The sequence below is a fragment of the Candidatus Hydrogenedentota bacterium genome (genome assembly GCA_013359265.1).
GTDB lineage: Bacteria > Hydrogenedentota > Hydrogenedentia > Hydrogenedentales > SLHB01 > JABWCD01.
This window is the reverse complement of record JABWCD010000003.1, coordinates 179230-195903: the sequence shown is the minus strand read 5'-3', so window position 1 is coordinate 195903 and position 16674 is coordinate 179230. Positions and strand designations below refer to the sequence as shown.

The following is a 16674-nucleotide window of genomic DNA, read 5'->3' as shown; positions in this document are numbered from 1 at the left end:
ATAAAGTCCAGTGCGCTAACTCCGCTCCGTTATTTGAGTTACGTAGTATAATTCTAAATGTGTAATTTTCGGCATGTTTAGATGCTTTACATGGTGCGCAGGCGGAATCACTCACCGTACAGACCCCGAACCGCGCTATTAGTGACAATAATGTAGAAATCGGGCGTATTCTGGAGTAGGATTAGTGCTAAAAGACACAGAATCGTGGAGGATACGTCTGGAAATGGTAGATCCGGCGCCAGACAGTGGCGTGGTCAAGGTGAGGCCAGTCGAACGCCCGATTGGTATGCATCTCGCGAACCAATACGCGCGTCACACCGGACGCAGCGAGGCCTCGATGACCGGTCAGGGAGAATGCTCCTCTCTCCAAGCTTTTTCCCGCAACTACATAGACACGGTACGGGCAATCTTTAACGGCGAGACGGAAGCGGCAATTGTCGCGCTTGGACTCGAGGGTGAGGACTGTTTATATCCGGCAGAGGCGTGTTGGTGTGGGTGCAAGAGCCAATTGCGGTTGTTTTGCGATCGGTAGTCCACACGCAATCGACGAAAGGGCTTCGTTCACGCGTGTACCAGCCGGCGAATCTAAGCGAAGAGCGCTTCGACAAATTCTTTGGCGTTAAAGGGTTGCAGGTCGTCGATCCCCTCGCCAACGCCTATCAGCTTTAAGGGTATTCCGAGTTGCTTCTGTATCGCCACGGCAATCCCGCCCTTGGCGGTGCCGTCGAGCTTTGTGAGCACAATGCCGGTCACGTTGAGCGCCTCGGTAAAGACCTTCGCCTGCTGCAACGCGTTCTGGCCGGTGGTCGCATCGAGCACGAGCAACACCTCGTGCGGCGCGCCCGGTATGCGCTTCGCCATTACCCGCTGCACCTTTTTCAATTCTTCCATCAGGTTCACTTTGGTGTGCAGGCGCCCTGCCGTATCGACCAAGAGACAGTCGATGCTGCGCGAGACGGCGGCGTCCGCGGCGTCGAACGCGACGGCCGCCGGGTCCGCGCCGTCCTGATGTTTGACGATGGGCACACCCGCGCGCTCACTCCAGATCGTTAATTGCTCGACGGCCGCCGCGCGGAACGTGTCCGCCGCGCCGAGCATCACGGACTTGCCCTCCGCCTTCAGTTTGGACGCGATCTTTCCCGTAGTGGTCGTCTTGCCGGAGCCATTGACGCCCGCGATAAGGGTGACGTGCGGGCCGTCGCTCGAATGCCAGGTCAGGGTGTGGTCGCCCGGGTCGAGCAGTTTCACGAGTTCGTCTTTCAGGAGCGCAACGAAGGCGTCCGGGTTCGAGACGCGCTGTTCGCGCGCGAGCCGGCGCATGTCCTCGATGATCGTCAGAGTGGTTTCGACACCGATGTCAGCCTGGATCAGAACTTGTTCAAGTTCTTCCAGGAGGTCGTCATCAATAGCGGAGCGCCCCGCGAAAAGTCCGCGCACGTTCGCCACGAAACTTTCCCGGGTTTTGGACAACCTATCGCGCAAGCGGCCGAAGAAGCCGCGCTTTTCTTCAGACATGTGCCCCCAAGGACGTCCCCGAAAACGCGAGCAACGTACATTCCAAAGGATTGGATAGTCAAATGTTTACTAAGCATACAGGGATTGACGCACACTCCCCGCTCTGGTAGAACCCTCTCACGAAACTGGGGAGACTGTACATGTCCCTGACCGCCTTAATCCTGGCAGCCGGCCTTTGCGGCGGACCCGCTCCATTCTACGCGGACAAACTCGATCTATCCATCTACGAAGACGCCGCCGGCGCCCATGCCATCAAGTCCCCGCAGGATTGGCGGATTCGGCGTGACCACCTTATCGAGAATATGCAACTCGTCATGGGCTACCTGCCGCCCGACCGGGCGAAAGTGCCGCTGGATATCCAGATCGAGTCGGAAGCGGACACGCCGAAATACGTGCTGAAGAAGCTGTCGTACGCGGTGGAAGCCGGCGACCGTGTTCCCGCCTACCTGTTGCTGCCGAAGGACATTACAGGCAAGGTCCCCGCGATGCTATGCCTCCACCAAACCAACAAATTCGGCAAAGGCGAACCGGCGGGGGTCGATGGGCTTGCCAATCTTCACTATGCAAAAGAACTGGCCGAACGCGGCTACGTCTGCCTTGCGCCCGATTATCCCCGCTTCGGCGAGTATCAGATCGACGTGTACCGCATGGGCTACGCGAGCGCCTCGATGAAAGGCATCTGGAACCACATGCGGGGCGTTGACCTCTTGCAGAGCCTGCCTGAGGTGGATGGCGATCGCATCGGCTGCATCGGGCACTCGCTCGGCGGGCACAACACGCTCTTCGTGAGCGTGTTCGACGAGCGCATCAAGGTGGCGGTCACGAGTTGCGGGTTCACGCGATTCGCAAAGTATTACAGCGGCGATTTAACGGGCTGGACCCACCGCGGCTACATGCCCCGCATCGACGCCGTATACGGGAAGGACCCCGCGCGGATGCCGTTCGATTTTCCGGACATCCTTGCGTCGCTTGCGCCGCGGTATGTGTTTATCAACGCCCCGACGCGAGATGCGAATTTCGACGTGACGGGCGTGCAGGAAAGCGTCGATGCGGCCAAGAGGATTTTCGCTCTGTACAAGGCGGCGGATCATGTAGTCGCCGTGCATCCCGATTGCGAACACGATTTCCCGGAGGACGTGCGGGAACAGGCGTATCGGTTCATCGACGGCGCACTGAAGTCGAGGTAGTTTCGACAGGCATACGAACGGGTAGGTCGCGGCAAAATCCAGGCAAGGTGTGTCTATTTCGACCGCAGTTGTGACGAAACCTCGCCCGACGCTCGCGCCGATTGCTCAGGAGGCCCGCGTATCTTATAGTGACTCCCTCACTACGGGCTGCTGCAAGGAGTCGTTTCATGACAGGCTACGAGCATGTCTGCCGGACTCATCTCACGCCGCTCACGTTCATCGAGCGGAGCACGGCGGTGTATCCGGACAAGGTGGCGATTGTACATGGGAACAGGCGCTACACGTACCGGGAATTCGGCGAGCGCGTCAACCGGCTGGCGTCGGCATTGCGCAAGGCGGGACTGAAGAAAGACGACCGCGTCGCGTTTCTCTGCGCGAACACACCGCCGATGCTGGAGGCGCACTTCGGCGTGCCGCTGGCGGGCGGCGTGCTGGTGTGCATCAATACGCGTCTCGCGCCGAACGAGATCAAGTATATTCTCAACCACTCCGGATCGAAGTTTCTTTTTGTCGATACGGAGTTCACGAACCTCATCCTTCCCAATCTCGACAAACTGGAGACGGTCGAGCGCATCGTCAATTGCGCCGATCTGCCGCACACGACCCGTATCGACGCTCCGGAGTATGAGGAGTTCATCGCGGCGGGCAGTCCCGAGCCTGTGCCATGGGTAATCGAAGACGAGATGGACAGCATCTCGATCAACTACACCAGCGGCACCACGGGCATGCCGAAGGGCGTATTGTTCTCGCACCGCGGCGCGTACCTGAACGCAATCGGCGTGGGTCTCGAGTCGGGCCTGCGCCATGAGAGCGCGTATCTCTGGACGCTGCCGATGTTTCACTGCAATGGTTGGTGCTATACGTGGGGCGTCGTGGCGCTCGGCGGTACGCACGTGTGCATGCGCAAGTTCGAACCGGAGCAGTCGTGGAAGCTCGTGAAATCCGAGGGCATCACGCATTTCAACGGCGCGCCGGTCGTGCTCATCGCGCTCATTAACTCGCCGTCCCGCCCAGCGCGCGTCGAAAAACCAATCACCGTCACCACCGGCGGCGCGCCGCCGTCGCCCACGCTCATCGGCAACATGGAAGAAATGGGCGTCAAGCTCGTCCACATCTATGGCCTTACGGAAACCTACGGGCCGTATACCATCTGTGCGCCGCAGGAAAACTGGCGGCACCTGTTCCTCGACAAACGCGCGAAACTCATGGCGCGGCAGGGCGTACGGTTCGTCATCGCGGACGGCCTCCGCGTCGTCGACGAAAATATGAACGATGTGCCCGCGGACGGGCAGACGATGGGGGAGGTCGTCATGCGCGGCAACCTCGTGATGAAGGGGTACTACAACGATCGCGAGGCGACGGAGAAAGCGTTCCGCGGGGGATGGTTTCACAGCGGCGACGTCGCGGTGAAGCACCCCGACGGCTACATCGAACTGCGCGACCGGAGCAAGGACATTATCATCAGCGGCGGCGAAAACATTTCCTCGATCGAAGTCGAGCAGACGCTCTACCGCCATGCCGCGGTGCTCGAATGCGCGGTCGTCGGCGTGCCACATGAGAAGTGGGGCGAAACGCCGAAGGCGTTTGTCACGTTAAAAGACGGCAAGACCGCGACTGCCGACGAACTGATTGCGTTCTGCCGCGGCGAGATCGCGCACTACAAGTGCCCGACGGCCGTCGAGTTTATTGCATTGCCCAAGACGAGCACCGGCAAAATCCAGAAGTACGTCTTGCGCGAGAAGGAATGGAAAGGCTACGACACGCGCATCAAGGGGGCGTAAACCATTCCCGGGTAAACCTGCACGCACGATTGCCAATCGGTATTATTGCAACTGCGCTAACGTCGTGAGACCCACATGAGGACGTACCGATGAAGACGGCCGAGCTACACGCGCGAGTACGAGTGGCATTGCGCCATTCGTTTGGAGATCGCCTGCGTCAAGTGGTCCACTATGGGTCGACGGCCCGTGGAGATGAGCGATCGGACAGCGATGTGGATTACCTCGTCGTGATCGAAGGGCCGGTGCGCCTAGGCGACGATCTCGACAAGATTGTGCAGTCGTTGTACCCGATTCAATTAGAAATAGATAGACCGATCCACGCGATGCCCGTGGACGAACTGGATTTCGAGGCTGGTGCATACGGACTGTATCGGGCAGCGAAACGGGACGGCGCTGCGATATGACCGAGGAGGCGGCAGAGTTATTGGCTCGGGCCAGAAAAGCCCTGGAAACCGCGCATGCATACACCGCCGCCGTCGCTGACGCCGCGGCATCGCGAGCATATTATGCGGCCTTCTATGCAGCGTCTGCTTGGCTTGCAGACCGCCAAGAGTCGTATTCAAAGCATTCCGCTGTCGAAGCAGCGGTTCATCGGGATCTTGTGCGACCGGGACATTTGCCAGCCGAATTAGGCGCTCACTACTCGTGGTTGAGCGCGCTGAGGAACACTGACGACTACGGCGTAAAGCAGCATGTGAGCGCGGAGGAAGCGAATACGGCAACTCGACGGGCGAAGTTGATCGTAGAGGCAATAGCCGGTCTAATCGACTCCCACGCGTAAACTGCGGATCCGTTACCGGTGACTGAATACACTCTAACTCACCCGAAATCGCCATGGCGGTGTTCGAGCCGCGCTTGCAGTTCGTTGTAGCAATAGGTCCAGCGCCGCGCGTAACCGCTTTTCTGGATTGAATCGTCCAAGATGATCGCGGGGTCAAAACGAAGATTTCCTTCGGAGATCGTGAAGCCGGATTTTCGGAAGTACTGGAAGAGCCCATCCAGCCGCTCTTTCCACTCCGGCGCATCGCCCGGGTCGGGAACCACGCTGTATCCGTCGCCCGCGAGTTCGCGCGCGCGATGCGTAAGGGCGTCGCGAAACGCCTGAACGCCGATGGCCGATTCCGATCGCATGGCGAGCGCGCGCAAGGCTTCCGCGGCGATTTGGCTCACGGGCACCGGCGCGTCGCAGTGGATCAGGTGCTCGATCCGCGCGTTGAACGCGTCCTTCGGTCCGCCACGCTCGGCGGCGACGGTCCTGCCGAACGTGACGTACGCGAGTGCGCGGCCAGCGCGCATCGGATCGTACGTGATGTTCATCGGGATCAGTTCCGCGTCGCGTTTCATCGCGTTCACAATCTGAAACACACCGGAACGCACGCCCGCGGGTGTGCCGTCGCGCGTGATGATGCCCTGCGGCGCGATGAACACGGGCCGCCCGCTATCGGCGAATGTGGCGAAGGTCTCGACGAACAGTCGTATGCGCTCCCTGTGCCGTCCCCACGCTTTCTCCAGATAAGGCTGCCGAAGAATCGAGAATTCGTGAGACTGGTATAGCGCGTTGCGGTGGCGAAACGTCAACACCGATCGGATGCGCGCGTTCGCCTCCGCTCCCGGCAGGTACGAACCGATGTCCCCTCCCAGCACATCGCGCAACGGGACGTTTCCGTGGTGCCTGAGGACGTCGTAGAGGTGCGCGATCAGCAGCCGCGTCCGCGCGTGTACGACGGGGTGCCCGCCGATCCACGGCATGAACGGCGCGATGCGCGTTTGAAAGAGCAGGTAGCTGAGCCAGCTCGGTTGCTTCACTACGTACGCGCCGAGAAACCCCGGTTGAAACACGTGCTCGCCCATCACATGCACGCACGTCCGCAAGATGGGAATCATACCGGGAATGGCAAGGCACGCGGCAAGGATTACGACAGGGTCATCGTCCGTGAGATGGTTCACGGCGATAATGGGAATTGCGCTCGTCGATGGCGCTGACACGCCGCGCAGGCGGATGTCGAAGCGTTTCCGAATTCCCGCGGCCAGCCGGTAGCCGATGAAGCGCCGGTACGCCAGCTTCCAGGAAGGGATGGACGCAAGGTAGTCCGCCACGACGGGGTTCAGCGGTACTGCGGTGTTCGACTCGGTTTCGTTCACCGTGACTCGGGCCCTTGGTATCGAGCGTGCCTTGCGAAGAGAGAACTATGAATGCCCGCCCGCCGGGTGTCAAACGAAGGCTGGGAGCGCGTTCACGACTCTGGCGACATTGCCAACCGAAACATCGCGCGGATGCCCTCGACGATGGTCCGCCCCGGCAGTGTCACCGTTTCGCCGACGGCCGGAAGCGGGAACGGCTCGAGGTTGCGTTCGCCGAAGCAGAACCAGCGGTACGACGGGTCCTCGAGCGGCCGGTTGAACACAAACCGGATGCGCCTCGGCCGTGCGTCTTCGGTCAATTCGAGCACCGTCGCTTCGAAATCCGCGTTCCGCGCGATTCGGCCCACCCACCACGGATCGCTCGGCCCGTGAAATGCAACACCGAACGGTTTCGGGAAGAACCCTTCCGGCACGCCAATCTCCAAGGTAGTTGCGTCCGTTCTACGGACGATCACTTCGCCGAGGCCCGCGTTGAGTCCCCAAATGTGCCGCGGCACAGGCGCGCGCCGCGACGACTGGACCGCGGGAATCGTGATTGTATACGCGTCGACTTTCGGGTTTACGACGATGATGCTGTCGTCCTGAATCGATTCCTCCAGCGGCAATCGCCTGATTCCGGAGTCCACGAGCAGTCCGAACAAGCGCACGCTAGTCGAGTTGAACGGAAGGCTCAGCGGCCCGATGAACGCGTGTGTGAAGATCAAGAAGATCGCCATGCCGCGCACGAATCGCAGCCGGCGTGTTCTGGGCTGTTCGTTCCAACGCGCAAACGCATACTCGAGGAAATGCCCGACCAGTGCCATGCCGCCGATACCCGCGGGGCATAACAACCGGTCGTTTGGCACTGTCGCGCACACGGGCGGCAACGACAGCACCATCCCCAGCGCCCAGAACCGCGCCAGCTTCGACTCGCGCAGGACGGGAAAAAACGCAATCGCGAACAACACGATCATCACATAATCGAACGCGTGCAGAATGTATTGGTAACGCTGCGGCACAACCACGTATGCATTCGACGAGAGGATGCCGAGTTGCGCCTGCACGAGCGCGGGCAGATTCAGCGCGATGTCCATGGCGAACCCCGCCGGGTTGCGGAACGGATCGGAGTAGAGTCCGCTGTGGCGCGTGCCGTACCCCTGCGTCACGTAGATCGCGAGGTACGCGGCGAATATCACACCGTAGGGGACGAGCGAAAGCACGCGCGTACGGAGCGGCCCGGAGTCACTACAAAACGCGTACGCAACCAGGTATCCAAACACAAACACCGTGGCTTCGCCGCTGGCGAACCCCGCGACGAGGGTAATCACCGCGCCAATCACCGCGCGCGGCGATCCGCTGCGCCGCCACGCGTCGTGCGCCAGCAGCGTGAGCACGCCGAACAGGCACGTCAGCACGGCGTTGCGCCCGGAGAGCCATCCCGCGGGAATGCCGTGCGTGTCGTCCGCGGCGTACATCAGCGCGGCCAGGCCGGCCACCCAAGGCGTCATGCCGAAACGACGGTACGTCAGCGCGACGCACGCGCACAGTGCCGCATACATCAGCATGTTCTCGACATGCATCAGCCACCAGTGCGGCTCGAGGTACCAGTAGTCCAGTGCATGCGTCAGCGACGTCAGCGGGCGGAGAAAGGACAATCGCAAATCCGGCGTGGACCACCACGGGAGTAGTCCCCAATCGATGCGCATTGCGTTTCGGTCCACGTCGCCGTCCGCGAACGTAAATACGCGCCACCACGAACTGCCAAGATCGGGAATGCCGGGCTCGGCATGCGCCGTCATGCGAAGGAAATGATCGTCGGCCTGGAGTCCCAGAAACAACGACGGAGATATGAGCAGCACGCCAAGCAGCGCCGCCCACACAACGATGCTTCGCCGCTCGAGCAGCGGCTTCAGCGCGCGGACACGCGTGAGCGCTTTCGCAATCATAGGCAAATCCGTGGGAGAATCGGATTCATCGGGCCGTTTCCATTCACCGTGCAACGTTGGGCCGCGCAGCTACACCACGAAACAAGTTGAGGAGTGTACCATGAAGTCCAGACGATTCGGTCACCGCCGGAATGCAGCGCGAACAGCGTGCGGCGTGATGGCGTTCGTACTTGCGTGCGCCTGCCGAGCGGAGTTTGCGATACCCGTCGTTGACGCGCTCACGCTCGAGCACGGCCGGTCGCAATCGTTTAAGGCCGCCATCCCCGCGCCGCCGGAGGGCAGGCGCATCCTGCTTACGCTCTTTGCGCGCGTCGATTTCGAGAAGGTCGCGGGGTACAACAACGCGATGCGCATTGTCGTCAACGGGAAAGCGTTGACGGGTGCGCAGCTTGTCAACAAACCCGCGCGCGTCAAGGCGCGCTCCGGTGATGTCTACTCGATGGCTGCGGGCGAATTGTTCTCCGTCTACTACAGCCCGGACTTCACCAGCCCGGATACGGACCCGCACTACGGCCTTGCCGCGGACATCCGCCCCTGCGTGTTCGAATTCGACATCACCGATCTCGCGAAGGAGGGAGAAAACGAGATCACGTTCACGCGCGCCACCGGTCCAGTGACGAATCCGCTGGTCATCGGCACGGCGCAGATCACATGGCGTGATGCGCAACAGGCCAAACCGCCGCGCCGCCCCGCACCAACGGGCCCGCTACCCATCTACGAACCTCAAGCGGAGCACAAGACAGGGTTCGAAATGATCGATGAGAAACCCGGAACTATTGTCGTTCGTGTTGGCGGCGATTCGTTTACGGTGCAAAGCCGGTTCTCGGTACCCGGCGGCGGTTGGGCGTCCGGTGTGAACGAAGCGTTCGACTATTCGCGCAACGTGGAGCAAAAGGCGGAGACAATTGTCGTGAAGGAGACCTTCACCAACAAGACCGGCAAACCACTCGGCATTATCCAGCAACACACCTGCTCGCTCGGCGGCGCGCTGAAACGCGCCTGGCTCTCCGGTCTCGAACAGCCCGACCTCGCGGGAACGATGACGCAGCCCACGAACCCCACAACCTACGGCGCGACAGACAGTACGGGCATCGGCTTCATTCCGCTCAGCGACGCGTTTCGCGTGCACGCAACGAACGCCATCGAGAATGGAACGCTTGCGCTGTCGGACAACTTTCTCGTCATCGCCCCCGGCGCCACGCACACGGCGGAATGGGCGATTGTGCCAACCGCCACGCCCGATTACTGGGCCTTTCTGAATGCCGTGCGCCGCCTTATCGACGCAAACTTCACCATCGACGGGGGTTTTGCGTTTCTGCGCAGCGGCCCGCCGGTGATGCAATGGACGGACCAACAGATAGCGGACTTCATTCGCATGAAGGACGTGAAATACACCTGCGCCTCCAACGATTATCCGCGGTACAACGGGCACTACGCGCACGGCACCGCGTTCCAACGCCTCGACCATTCCCAATACATTGTCGCGCGGGATCAACGCCGCCGCGTCGCGCCGAACTCGAAGTATCTCGTCTATTTCCATTGCTTCATTGATGTGGCGGAAGACGCGCCCGAACTCTTTCCCGATTCGCGCCTGATCATGCCCGACGGCGCGCACGCGACCTATGGCGAACCGCACGACAAAATCTATTTCCCGACCGAATCCAATTCGTTCGGGAAGGAGATTGGGAAGAATGTCGATGTCATTCTCGACAAGATCGGCGCGGACGGCGTGTATTGGGACGAACATGAGTACAGCCGCTACCACTACCATTACGGCGAGCCGTGGGACCAAGTCTCCGGGGACATCGATCCGACGACACATGAGGTCACGCGCCTAAAGTCTTCCGTGACGTTGTTGACGGAGCAGTGGCGGCTCGCGCTTGCGAAGCGGATCCTTGCGCGCGGACCTATGATCGGCAACGGCCCGGCGGTCACGCGCGCTCGCGCCGCACTGAAGTTTCCGTGCTTCGTGGAAACCGGCAGCATCACCAATTGCACCCAGGCGCACCTGCACTCACCTATCGCGCTTGGCGATCATCTCACCGAGTACAGCGAGCAGGACGCCTACGCGACTATGGCCGCCGCGCTCGATTACGGCTGTGTCTACCACTGGTACAACGACGTGACGGTTGTCCCCACGCACCACACCCTTACGAAATACATGTATCCCTTCACGCCCATCGAACTGCACGAGGGATACGTCATCGGGCGGGAGCGCATCCTCACCAACCGCAGCGGCCTGTTTGGCTGGGGCGACAGTGCGAAGCACGAAGTCCACATCTTCGACGACACCGGCAGCGAGGTCGAATCCTTCACCGCCCCCCTCATCGAACGCGACGGCAAGACCTTCACCGAACTCCGCCTCGCGGAAGGCTGGACCGCGGCAATTGTAAGGCGTTGATAATGCATCTTATGTTGCATCCTAACTACCTCGCTTCCTAACTACTCGTTACCTGGCTATAATCCGCATCCGGAGGGCCATTCGTGTCGCGCATTCTCGTTACCGGCGGGGCCGGTTTCATCGGCAGTCATCTTGTGCATGCGCTTGTTGGGCGCGGCCACGACGTCCGCGTGCTCGACGACTTTTCGACGGGCCGCCTGTCCAACCTGTTCGGCATCGTCAATTCGATTCACCTTGTCGAAGGCAGCATTACCGATCGCGAAATCGTGCAGAAGGCCGTGGACGAGATTGACTACTGTTTCCACTTCGCCGCGCTGCCGTCCGTGCAACGATCGATTGCCAGTCCCGACGCCACGAACGGCGTGAACGTCACCGGCAGCGTCAACTTGTTTCTTGCGTGCCGCACCGCCGACGTGAAACGGATCATCTACGCATCGTCGTCATCCGTCTATGGAGCGGCGAACGCCGGGCCGCTCGCCGAAGACCGCCCCTGTGCGCCCATGTCGCCCTACGCCGTCTCCAAATTCGCCGTCGAGAACTACGCGCGCGTATTCGCGGCACTGTACACCATGGAGATCGTTGGGCTTCGCTTCTTCAACGTTTTCGGCCCCAAGCAAGACCCGAACTCGCCCTACGCCGCGGCGATTCCGCTATTCATTAGCGCCATCCGCGCGGGTCAGGCGCCCATCGTATTCGGCGATGGCAAACAGTCGCGCGACTTCACCTACATCGACAACGTCGTGGATGCGAACATCCGCGCGATGGAAGCGCCGAGTCCTCTGTCCGGTATTTTCAACGTCGCCTGCGGCGCGAGCACCAGCGTGCTAGAGATTCTGCGCATGCTTGGCGAAATTATGAACGTTACCGTGCAGCCCTCCTTCGAGCCCCCTCGCCCGGGCGAGATTCCGTGGTCGCAGGCGAGCATCGCCAGGGCGCACGATGCGTTCGGTTACACGCCGGCCGTCGGCGTGCGCGACGGTTTGTCGCGCACAATCGAATGGACCACCGGCCAAGGCGCGGAAGAACCGGCCAAGTAACTTCGCCTTTTATGTATTCGCGCGCGACACCGTGGGGCGCGGAACGGTAATTCCGCTTCTACTGTGCCCGTGACTCGATCCGCGCAAGCTTGTGTTAGCGTCACACGCAATGGCACCATACTTCGATTCTCATTCTCCGTTATTGGGTGCGCACTACCGTGATCCACGTCCAAAATTTCAACAAAACGTATCGCGACACCGTCGCGGTCAACGATCTCAGTTTTGAGGTGAACCCCGGCGAAATTCTCGGCCTTGTCGGTCCGAATGGCGCCGGTAAGACGTCCACGCTCCGCAGCGTCGCGGGCATCATTCCGCCGACGAGCGGCACGCTCACCGTGGCGGGGCACGATATTGTGTCCGACGCCATCGCGGCGAAGCGCAAGCTCGCCTACGTACCGGACGACCCGAAATTGTTCGACACCTTGACGATTTGGGAGCACCTCGAATTCGTCGCGATGGCGTATCGCGTGGCGGATTGGCGGGAGCGCGGCGAGGCGCTCCTGCACCGGTTCGACCTCACGGCGAAGCGCAGGACCGTCGCGCAGGAGCTCTCCCGCGGCATGCGGCAGAAAGTCGCGATCTGCTGTGCGTATCTTCACGACCCGCAGGTCATCATGTTCGACGAACCGCACGTGGGCCTCGATCCGCGCGGCATCCGCACGATGAAGGACTCGATCCTCGAACGCGTGCAACTCGGAGCGTCCGTCGTCGTCAGCTCGCACCTGCTCGAACTCGTCGAAGATATGTGCACGCACCTGCTCATCCTTCACAAGGGCAAGCGCATCTATTTCGGCAGCATGAGCGGCGCGCGCACCGCGTTTACCGGAGTCGGGGGCGACGCGTCCCTCGAAGAAATTTTCTTCCACGCCACGGAAGGCAGCGCCGAAACGGCCGAATCCGGCGTCTCATGATCGATCCCGCGCTGCTCTTTCTTATCCGCTTGCGCTGGCGCGCCATGCTGCGCAAGACCGTGCGCGGCGCGAAGTCCCGCCGCGGCATCGTCATGTTTATCCTCGGCATGTTGCTGGTCGTGCTGTGGATTGCGCCCGCCGTGTTTCTCGCGATGCGCGGCGAGAAAGGCGACGTACAACAGTTCAGCGCGTTCGTTCCGCTCGGCTTGCTGGGCATGTGCATGCTCTCGCTCATGACCTCGACAGGCGAACGCGCAATCTACTTCTCGCCCGGCGAAGTCGAATTCCTCTTCCCGGGGCCGTTCGGCCGCCGCGAAGTGCTCGCGTACAAGCTCCTTGGCACGGTGCTGAACGTAATGATCGGCGCGCTCATTTTCTCGGTCATGGCGCTGCGATTTACGTCCACGTGGATCGCCGCCTACGTCGGCGTCGTCCTTTCGCTGGTGTTCATACAGTACTTCACGATGGCCGCGCTGCTCGTCAGCGAATCCTTCTCGCAGCGCGCGTACACCCGCGGCCGCAAACTTCTTGTCTATGCGGTCGGCGTAATCGTGGCGGCCGCGGCGGGCCGCGTTCTTGCGGCGCGCGGCGAGGCGGGCCGCGAAAGTTTCGTCGTGTTGCTCCGCGAATCGCCGTGGCTGGGCTACGTGCTCGCGCCCTTCGAGCCGTTTGCGCGCGTCATGACCGCAAACGCGGTCTTCCCCGACATGCTGCTGTGGGCGGGCGTCTGCGTGGCGATGAACGCCGTGCTATTTGCCATCATCGTTTTGATCGACGCGGAATACCGCGAGACCGCCATTCGCGTGAGCCAGCGCATCTACACGCGCATGCAGCGCGCCCAACGCAGCGGCATGGCGCAGACCAACGTCACCGCGGGCGGCCGCCGCGTGCCGCACCTGCCGTGGCTCGCGGGCGCCGGCCCCATTGTGTGGCGCCAATGCACGAACGTCGTGCGCAACGGCCGCAGCGTGTTGCTCATGATGGTGCTGTTGAGCGTGGCGATTGGCGTGCCCGCCATGCGCGGCGCGGAAGAGCACAAGAACCTGCTGCTGCTTTCCATCGGCATGTTCGCATGGCTCACAATTCTGCTTTCGATGATGGTTCGGTTCGATTTCCGCACCGACATCGAGCAGATGGATTGGCTCAAAGTGCTCCCGATCGCGTCCACGTCGCTCGCCGTTGGCCAGCTTACCGTGCCCACGCTGCTTTGCACGGTCATGCAGACGCTTCTCGCCGCGCTCGCCGCGTATTTCATGAAGATGCCGGAGATTGTCCCAATCGCACTTGCGTTCGGCCTGCCGACGAACCTCATGCTCTTCGGAATCGAGAACACGATGTTTCTGCTGATGCCCACGCGCACCGCCGCGTTCAGTCCCGGAGACTTTCAGGTGTTCGGACGTCAATTGCTGTTCATGCTGGTGAAAGGAATCTTCATCAGTATCGCCTGGGTCATCGCGTTTTTTGCCGGCGCCGCGGTCTCGCTGCTGCTCGGCGACAACCGCATCGTCGGCGCCGCCGTGGGGTGGGTAGTTCTAATGACGTTTGCTATCGCGACAGTTCCCTGCGTGGCCTGGGCGTTCCGCCGCCATGACGTAAGCTTGGATACACCGGCGTAGGCGTACTGCGTCACCGGTAGCTTGGGTTAAGTGCCTGGTGGAGCGAAAGGCGCGGATAGATTAGTGACGCCACTGAAATCGACGGCGTACAGCCAAAGGAACTACGACGCCACCGGTGTCAGCGTGTACACGCGCGCGCACGCGGCCGCGGCGCGAACATCTCCGTTGCGAAGTGCGCTGCGTACCGAATCCAGCTTGTTCGCGTCCTCAACGGTCAAACAGGGCGACCAGCCCTCGTCGGTTTCAATCAACTCCACGTCGACCTCGGCCACGTAACGACCTTCATGCACCAACTTCGTATGTTTACGCGTCTTCATAGTTTTCTCCGGCGAAAGTCGTCAGTCCACTTTATCGGGTCAGGCCGATACGCCGTCACAAGCACTACGGGCGAACTCGTCCCACGCGGTATACCCCACACGGCATGGACCGGCTGGCCGGCGTGGTCCCGCTGCAACACAAGTATACACGGTCATTTCGGGTACGTTGGGTACTCCTCGATCACGTGCGCGCGATCGACTCCGTCCAGGAGTTCTGCAACCAGAATTCCATCTTCGGCCAACTCAACGTAACCATGCTCCGAGATGCGCACGTCGCCCGATGCTACCAACTGTTGAATCGTAGCGAGGAAGTCCTGCATGAATTGAACCTGCCAAGATTCTACCAGACCGTGAGTATCGCGCGCCCGCTTGAGCGCCCAATCCCGCTTCGCTATGCTGGTGGTGGTGCATGGCGCAGGGGCCATGCATAATCCGCGAAAGGACGCCACGCCCATGCCTTGGTACTACGCGCAAAACAATCAACGGTTCGGTCCGTATACCGACCAGGAATTCTCCAATATGGTCGTGCAGGGAACTGTCACGCAGGACATGCTCGTCTGGCGCGACGGCATGGCGAACTGGCTGCCCTTGAGCCAGGCGCAGCCCGCGCCGGGAGGCGGGATGGCGAGCGCGCCCTCCATGGGCGCGGAGGCCGCCATGGGCCAGTCGGACCGGCCGATGGTCGTGTGCAGTTCGTGCCACCGCGCGTTCCCCGAGGACGAAGTCATCCAATACCAGGGCGCGTACGTGTGCGCCGCGTGCAAACCCGTCTTCGTGCAGCGCCTGCGCGAGGGCGCGCCCATGGTCGGCGAGATGCGCTACGCCGGGTTCTGGATTCGGTTTGCCGCGTACTTCCTCGATGGAATTATCCTCGGCATCGTGAATTTCATCCTCGGCATGATGGTCGGCCTTGGCGCCGCCGTCGGCGGGGACAACAACGACGCCGTGGTCGGCATGCAAATCGTGCTGAACCTCGTTAGCTTCGCACTTGGCATAACCTACTACACCTTCTTTAACGGACGCTTCGGCGCCACGCCGGGCAAGATGGCGTGCGGGCTCAAAATCGTCACGGCCGAAGGGCAACCCATCACATACCTGCGCGCCTTCGCACGATACTGGGCGCTCATGCTTAGCGCGCTTACCCTGATGATCGGGTTCATCATCGCGGCGTTCGACGACCAAAAACGCGCGCTGCACGATCACATCTGCAGCACCCGCGTCATCCGGAAATAGTCCGGGCTGCGTATGGGCGCCGCATCGCTCACGTGTGATCGCTGCCGCACGCGGCTGCCGGCGACTGCGTTGAACACGCAGGACCTCGTCGCGTGCCCGGCATGCAGCACGCCCCTTCGCTTCCTCGTGTTCCCCGCGTACTACCGCGCGCACGCCCCCGCGCAAAAGGGCGAAACGCTGATGGTCGAGGGGGAGAGCAGTTGCTTCTACCACCCGACGAAAAAAGCCGTGGTACCGTGCGACGGATGCGGCCGGTTCCTCTGCGCGCTGTGCGACGTAGAACTCGACAACAAACACCTCTGTCCAAAGTGTCTCGAAGCCGCCAAAGAGAAGCGTACGATGGACTCGCTTGAGCACGAGCGGTATCTCTACGACGCGCAGGCGCTGACACTTACGGTAGCCGGCGCAGTTGTGTTGCCGTGCATGCCATATGTGACGGTTTTCTTGGCGGCAGCCGCTTTGTACTTGTGCATACGATATCGACACAAGCCACGGAGTATTGTGTCACCTGGAAGGGCGCGGACAGTTGTAGCTCTGGTTCTCGGGATTGTAGAGCTTCCAGTTGCGGTTGCCTACTTGGGACTCATGTTTTATGGGGTCTTCTACTGA

The 16674-nt window shown here is 61.1% G+C and carries 14 protein-coding genes and 1 pseudogene; 10 read left to right on the top strand and 5 right to left on the bottom strand.

Going from position 1 to position 16674, the window contains the following annotated elements; translation table 11 throughout:
- Positions 1–585: 585 nt before the first annotated feature.
- Positions 586–1515 (bottom strand): signal recognition particle-docking protein FtsY, encoded by a 930-nt coding sequence (ftsY, locus tag HUU46_03050; protein ID NUM52600.1) that lies wholly within the window; start codon positions 1513–1515, stop codon positions 586–588.
- A gap of 140 nt (positions 1516–1655) precedes the next feature.
- Between ftsY and HUU46_03045 the strand changes: the two genes are divergently transcribed.
- The 4 genes from HUU46_03045 to HUU46_03030 all read left to right on the top strand — a co-directional run bounded on the left by HUU46_03045 (position 1656) and on the right by HUU46_03030 (position 5264).
- Positions 1656–2702, top strand: coding sequence for a prolyl oligopeptidase family serine peptidase (locus HUU46_03045; protein NUM52599.1), 1047 nt, complete (start codon positions 1656–1658; stop codon positions 2700–2702).
- A 167-nt stretch (positions 2703–2869) separates the two neighbouring features.
- Positions 2870–4483, top strand: a complete 1614-nt coding sequence (locus HUU46_03040) for a long-chain-fatty-acid--CoA ligase (GenBank protein ID NUM52598.1) — start codon at positions 2870–2872, stop codon at positions 4481–4483.
- An 89-nt stretch (positions 4484–4572) separates the two neighbouring features.
- On the top strand, positions 4573–4887 hold the full coding sequence (locus HUU46_03035) for a nucleotidyltransferase domain-containing protein (protein NUM52597.1): 315 nt from the start codon (positions 4573–4575) through the stop codon (positions 4885–4887).
- Positions 4884–5264 carry a HEPN domain-containing protein gene (locus tag HUU46_03030; protein ID NUM52596.1) on the top strand — a complete coding sequence of 127 codons (381 nt, stop codon included), beginning with the start codon at positions 4884–4886 and terminating at the stop codon, positions 5262–5264. Before HUU46_03035 ends, HUU46_03030 begins: the two co-directional genes overlap by 4 nt.
- Before the next feature lie 38 nt (positions 5265–5302).
- Here the strand turns inward: HUU46_03030 and HUU46_03025 are convergent, their stop codons facing one another.
- Together HUU46_03025 and HUU46_03020 are read right to left on the bottom strand one after the other, a co-directional pair.
- Positions 5303–6625 (bottom strand): hypothetical protein, encoded by a 1323-nt coding sequence (locus tag HUU46_03025; GenBank protein NUM52595.1) that lies wholly within the window; start codon positions 6623–6625, stop codon positions 5303–5305.
- Positions 6626–6717: 92 nt separating this feature from the next.
- Positions 6718–8550, bottom strand: coding sequence for a hypothetical protein (locus tag HUU46_03020; protein ID NUM52594.1), 1833 nt, complete (start codon positions 8548–8550; stop codon positions 6718–6720).
- Between the two features lie 100 nt (positions 8551–8650).
- On the opposite strand from HUU46_03020, the gene HUU46_03015 reads away from it, so the two are divergent.
- The 4 genes from HUU46_03015 (at position 8651) to HUU46_03000 (ending at position 14515) form a co-directional block, all read left to right on the top strand.
- Positions 8651–10951, top strand: a complete 2301-nt coding sequence (locus HUU46_03015; protein NUM52593.1) for a hypothetical protein — start codon at positions 8651–8653, stop codon at positions 10949–10951.
- 83 nt (positions 10952–11034) lie between these two features.
- Entirely contained in the window at positions 11035–11988 is a 954-nt protein-coding gene (locus HUU46_03010) for an SDR family oxidoreductase (protein ID NUM52592.1), read from the top strand.
- 146 nt (positions 11989–12134) lie between these two features.
- Positions 12135–12899, top strand: coding sequence for an ABC transporter ATP-binding protein (locus tag HUU46_03005; GenBank protein NUM52591.1), 765 nt, complete (start codon positions 12135–12137; stop codon positions 12897–12899).
- The gene (locus HUU46_03000) at positions 12896–14515 is read left to right on the top strand and encodes a hypothetical protein (GenBank protein ID NUM52590.1); all 1620 of its coding nucleotides are present in this window, start codon (positions 12896–12898) and stop codon (positions 14513–14515) included. Before HUU46_03005 ends, HUU46_03000 begins: the two co-directional genes overlap by 4 nt.
- A gap of 101 nt (positions 14516–14616) precedes the next feature.
- Here the strand turns inward: HUU46_03000 and HUU46_02995 are convergent, their stop codons facing one another.
- Both HUU46_02995 and HUU46_02990 read right to left on the bottom strand, forming a co-directional pair.
- On the bottom strand, positions 14617–14832 hold the full coding sequence (locus HUU46_02995; protein ID NUM52589.1) for a hypothetical protein: 216 nt from the start codon (positions 14830–14832) through the stop codon (positions 14617–14619).
- Positions 14829–15152: pseudogene (locus tag HUU46_02990) on the bottom strand (DUF4258 domain-containing protein). Before HUU46_02990 ends, HUU46_02995 begins: the two are co-directional and overlap by 4 nt.
- A 103-nt stretch (positions 15153–15255) precedes the next feature.
- Here HUU46_02990 and HUU46_02985 point away from each other — a divergent pair.
- Together HUU46_02985 and HUU46_02980 are read left to right on the top strand one after the other, a co-directional pair.
- On the top strand, positions 15256–16065 hold the full coding sequence (locus HUU46_02985) for an RDD family protein (GenBank protein ID NUM52588.1): 810 nt from the start codon (positions 15256–15258) through the stop codon (positions 16063–16065).
- Between the two features lie 12 nt (positions 16066–16077).
- On the top strand, positions 16078–16674 hold the full coding sequence (locus tag HUU46_02980) for a hypothetical protein (protein NUM52587.1): 597 nt from the start codon (positions 16078–16080) through the stop codon (positions 16672–16674).

What these genes read in the sequence shown, in the direction of transcription:
- HUU46_03020 (NUM52594.1), bottom strand. Translation starts at nt 8,550, where the DNA reads ATGATTGCGAAAGCGCTCACGCGTGTCCGCGCGCTGAAGCCGCTGCTC.
- HUU46_03030 (NUM52596.1), top strand. Translation starts at nt 4,884, where the DNA reads ATGACCGAGGAGGCGGCAGAGTTATTGGCTCGGGCCAGAAAAGCCCTG.
- ftsY (NUM52600.1), bottom strand. Translation starts at nt 1,515, where the DNA reads ATGTCTGAAGAAAAGCGCGGCTTCTTCGGCCGCTTGCGCGATAGGTTG.
- HUU46_03015 (NUM52593.1), top strand. Translation starts at nt 8,651, where the DNA reads ATGAAGTCCAGACGATTCGGTCACCGCCGGAATGCAGCGCGAACAGCG.
- HUU46_02985 (NUM52588.1), top strand. Translation starts at nt 15,256, where the DNA reads ATGCATAATCCGCGAAAGGACGCCACGCCCATGCCTTGGTACTACGCG.
- HUU46_03000 (NUM52590.1), top strand. Translation starts at nt 12,896, where the DNA reads ATGATCGATCCCGCGCTGCTCTTTCTTATCCGCTTGCGCTGGCGCGCC.
- HUU46_02980 (NUM52587.1), top strand. Translation starts at nt 16,078, where the DNA reads ATGGGCGCCGCATCGCTCACGTGTGATCGCTGCCGCACGCGGCTGCCG.
- HUU46_03040 (NUM52598.1), top strand. Translation starts at nt 2,870, where the DNA reads ATGACAGGCTACGAGCATGTCTGCCGGACTCATCTCACGCCGCTCACG.
- HUU46_02995 (NUM52589.1), bottom strand. Translation starts at nt 14,832, where the DNA reads ATGAAGACGCGTAAACATACGAAGTTGGTGCATGAAGGTCGTTACGTG.
- HUU46_03045 (NUM52599.1), top strand. Translation starts at nt 1,656, where the DNA reads ATGTCCCTGACCGCCTTAATCCTGGCAGCCGGCCTTTGCGGCGGACCC.
- HUU46_03035 (NUM52597.1), top strand. Translation starts at nt 4,573, where the DNA reads ATGAAGACGGCCGAGCTACACGCGCGAGTACGAGTGGCATTGCGCCAT.